The sequence below is a fragment of the Streptomyces sp. NPDC002845 genome (assembly GCF_053591955.1).
On the sequence record NZ_JBSFUU010000193.1, the window covers coordinates 1 to 3,225 of the forward strand.

Here is a 3,225-nt window from a genome sequence, read left to right on the forward strand (position 1 = left end):
CAGCCCGCCACCCGTCGCGTACCGCATACCACCGGCATACCTGATGGATCATCAGCTGTCGCCAGGTCTACCTCAGGAATTTAAGATCAGTAGCTCGCGTTGGCGGCAAGCTGCTGTTGAGTAACGGGATCAGCTTTACAGCACTCCGAAAGAAGGTGGCTGACAGGCCGCAAGCCAATTGGATGCGCTCGCTCTTCGGTGAAGTTTGCGCAGCGATGAACCCACTTTGGGGAGCCGTCTACAGCAAGTCTGAATACTGGGCCAAAGTAATGGAGGAGACGCCTAGTATCCGGGCTGTTGGCAGGGATTTCTCACGATCCCTCCCCGGACTCTTCTCAGTCAACTACTTCGGTGAGAAGTATGTTGAATTGATTGGATCGCAAAAGTTCGAGCGTATTGAGAGTGCGTCCGTAGAGAGGGTTGGAAGCGGTTGGATTGTAGACGTAACTTCAGACCCTCTCGCGTGGCGCGAGAGCGAATTGGTGATGCAGAACGAAAGCGTCATGACTGAAATTGGATCTGAATTCTTCTTCCTCAAAGAAGTTACTGAAAGGGTGACTCGTGCGCCTGACTGGAGGGAATGAGGGAGGGGTTCTGTTCGAGGGTCTGTGAAGGAGCGGTCGATGGAGTGGGCGTCTTCGGCGGGCAGCGGCGGCATTGGCGAGGCTGCGCAGCGATGCCATGGCAGGGGCTGGAGCGGGTGCCCGCCAATGCCGCGTTCTTCGGCTACTTCCGCAGCCGCAGGACCTCCACCTACCCGCGGGTGAGGGTCTTGGCCCTGGTGGAGTGCGGGACCCGGGCACGGTGGCTCCGTGAAGGGAGCAAGGGTGAGCTTTGATCTGATCTTTTGGTATCAGAAATCGGTTCCAACCTCAGAGGGGGCTGCCCAGGTATATGGTCAGTTGACGGATGGGCTTACCGGGGTCGTCGAAGAGAGCCCAGCTATTGAAGATTTCTGTCAAGCTGCGATCTCTGCATTTCCGGATCTCACTGAGGAGAACATGAATGAGTCGCCGTGGGCCTCTCCTCTTTATGTCACCAGTGAGTGTGTAATTTCCGCTATCTCCTGGTCGCGTTCCAGTGAAGTCTCCTCGGTTCTACTTGACTTGGCGTCGAGGTATGGGCTAACCGCCTATGACCCGCAGGATCAAGTGGTCTACGGAATTGACGGATAGGTTCAAACCACTGACGAGTTGAGGGAGACGTGTGCACGGCGGAGGATGCCCCGGCGCCGCCGCGCAGCTGTTTCCCTACGAGCACCCCTTCTGGCCACCGTCCGAGGGTGACTGGGGCGAGGCAGGAGGCCTCAAGCCGGGTATGGCCCTGCTTACCGACGAGGGCGAAACCGTCATCGTCACAGGCAACCGCGTTTATACTCAGCACGCGACGACCTACAACCTTACCGTCAATGACCTCCACACGTACTATGTGCTCGCGGGCGAGATCCCGGTCCTCGTGCACAATGCCGGTGGGGCGAAGGATCCTCTGAGCTTCGGGAGCGGATATACCGGGCGTCTCGACCGAATTAACATCGGTGGCCAAGCGGACTTTGAGGTTCATGTCTACCATCGAGGCAAGGAAGTCGGGATCTTCGGGAGTAATGGCTGGTTCCTGAAGCATGGAAAGAGTGCCGACGTTACTGTCCCGTAAGATGTCTACAACAATCTCAAGGGGCTGGCTGTGGGGGAGATGCGGGCAGCTGGTCGAATTGCTCCCAAGGGGACTGAGAACATCAAGGGCGACAGCTGGAAGCGTCCGCGTATCACTGGTGGCTGCTGATGAAATACGTGCGAGTGGAGCCGTTGTTGGATCGATACGGATACCACCTGGATCCGCAGAAATATCTAGATGCGCTTCCGCGAATCGCGGAGAGCCTTCCTGCTGGTGTGGCGGCGTTCGCCACAGATCCAGAGCACTATGACTTTCGAAGTCCTCGGTGCGTCAAAGATCTTGCTCTTAGCGAGGCGACTCTTGTGGATGGCGAAGGGGTGATCTCGCTTGAATTGATCCTTGCGCCGAATGAATGGAAGCACGTAAGTGGTTTGCGCATCCAATATTCAGATGTTCAAGCTCTCCATGTGGATGCGGCAGAATCGGATGGCATGCTGCCCCGTTTGGGTGCTCTGCAATTGGATGAGGCGCTTCCGCATCCGTCTGGTTTCGCTCATGAAATTTCCTTCACGTGTGGTTCGATCTTCGTCATCGCTGCGGATCTATCGGTGACGTGGGAGTAACTGTGCGTCTCATCGGCAAGAATGGAAATCGGATCAAGGTCCTATAATAGGAGTCTTGGTGGTCATACGTCCATTGAATGGGATTTGGTGTGATTGACTACAGGGGAATAGGCCTGCCAGCTTTCTATATATCTGGAAGAAAGCTACGTGCTCGAAATCCATGTTGGGTCGGGCACTATAGCCTGTGAAGTGGACCTGGCGTTAAATCCGGACCACCCCTGCATTCTCCTCTTTCGTTGAGCGAGGGGGGTTTGTTGCAGACGGAAGTCTGGGATTTTCTCAAGTGGCCGAACTTCGATGGGTCGGCCAAGGGATTCCTTCGGGGGGGGGAAACTTATGCATACCCGCGTATCAAGATTTGTGTCGGCAACGCTCGCAGCCATTTTCGGGGGTCTTGTCACTTCCGGGTGTGCCGCAGACCCCAAGGCGCAGCCGGCAATGCGAACGGAGCAGCCAACAGCATCGGCCACCAAGGCCCCGTTCGTGCCGCTGACGACGGTGCAGCTGAAGGCACTCATGTTCAAGGACGGTGAGGTGCCGCAGGCCCGCGAGGGTGGGATGGGTGTACAAGAACCAGTGTCTGCTGAGGGCGACGGGTCTTCCTTTCCGCCGGTTTCGGACCCTGTTTGCCAGACCATGCTCGATGTCCGTAGCGGTGTGAGCGCGTCTGCTGTGGTGTCTCAGCTCTTCAACTGGGAAGGCGACATCTATCCAGGTTCCTCGACCGTCGCCGCTTACGAGGACGGTGAGGCCCTGGGAGCCTTCACCGAGCTCAAACAGGCACTTCGTACATGCCGCTCCTACGAAGGCGAGGGCTTCGTAGGGGAGTTCACGGCGGCCATCAAAGTGGAGGAGGCCCCAGAGGTCGGAGACGAAGCTGTGCGGTTTCGGGAGCTGACACGGCAGCTGTAGTTCCGACGTCTGCACTGGTCAGCGCCTTGCCGGGGTGGGTGAGGGCATGAGGACGGCCACCGCGATCATGAACGTTTGT

4 protein-coding genes and 1 pseudogene are annotated in these 3,225 nt (G+C 57.3%); all 5 read left to right on the forward strand.

Annotated features, from left to right (window positions below; translation table 11 throughout):
• The first annotated feature begins 182 nt into the window (after positions 1-182).
• Positions 183-584 (forward strand): hypothetical protein, encoded by a 402-nt coding sequence (locus ACWD3C_RS48155; protein ID WP_451155110.1) that lies wholly within the window; start codon positions 183-185, stop codon positions 582-584.
• Between the two features lie 243 nt (positions 585-827).
• Positions 828-1,175 carry a hypothetical protein gene (locus tag ACWD3C_RS48160; RefSeq protein ID WP_451155112.1) on the forward strand — a complete coding sequence of 116 codons (348 nt, stop codon included), beginning with the start codon at positions 828-830 and terminating at the stop codon, positions 1,173-1,175.
• 76 nt (positions 1,176-1,251) lie between these two features.
• A pseudogene (locus tag ACWD3C_RS48165) lies at positions 1,252-1,467 on the forward strand (polymorphic toxin-type HINT domain-containing protein); the annotation flags it as partial.
• A gap of 311 nt (positions 1,468-1,778) precedes the next feature.
• Positions 1,779-2,234, forward strand: a complete 456-nt coding sequence (locus ACWD3C_RS48170) for a hypothetical protein (RefSeq protein ID WP_451155114.1) — start codon at positions 1,779-1,781, stop codon at positions 2,232-2,234.
• A gap of 438 nt (positions 2,235-2,672) precedes the next feature.
• On the forward strand, positions 2,673-3,146 hold the full coding sequence (locus ACWD3C_RS48175; RefSeq protein ID WP_451155116.1) for a hypothetical protein: 474 nt from the start codon (positions 2,673-2,675) through the stop codon (positions 3,144-3,146).
• Positions 3,147-3,225: the final 79 nt, after the last annotated feature.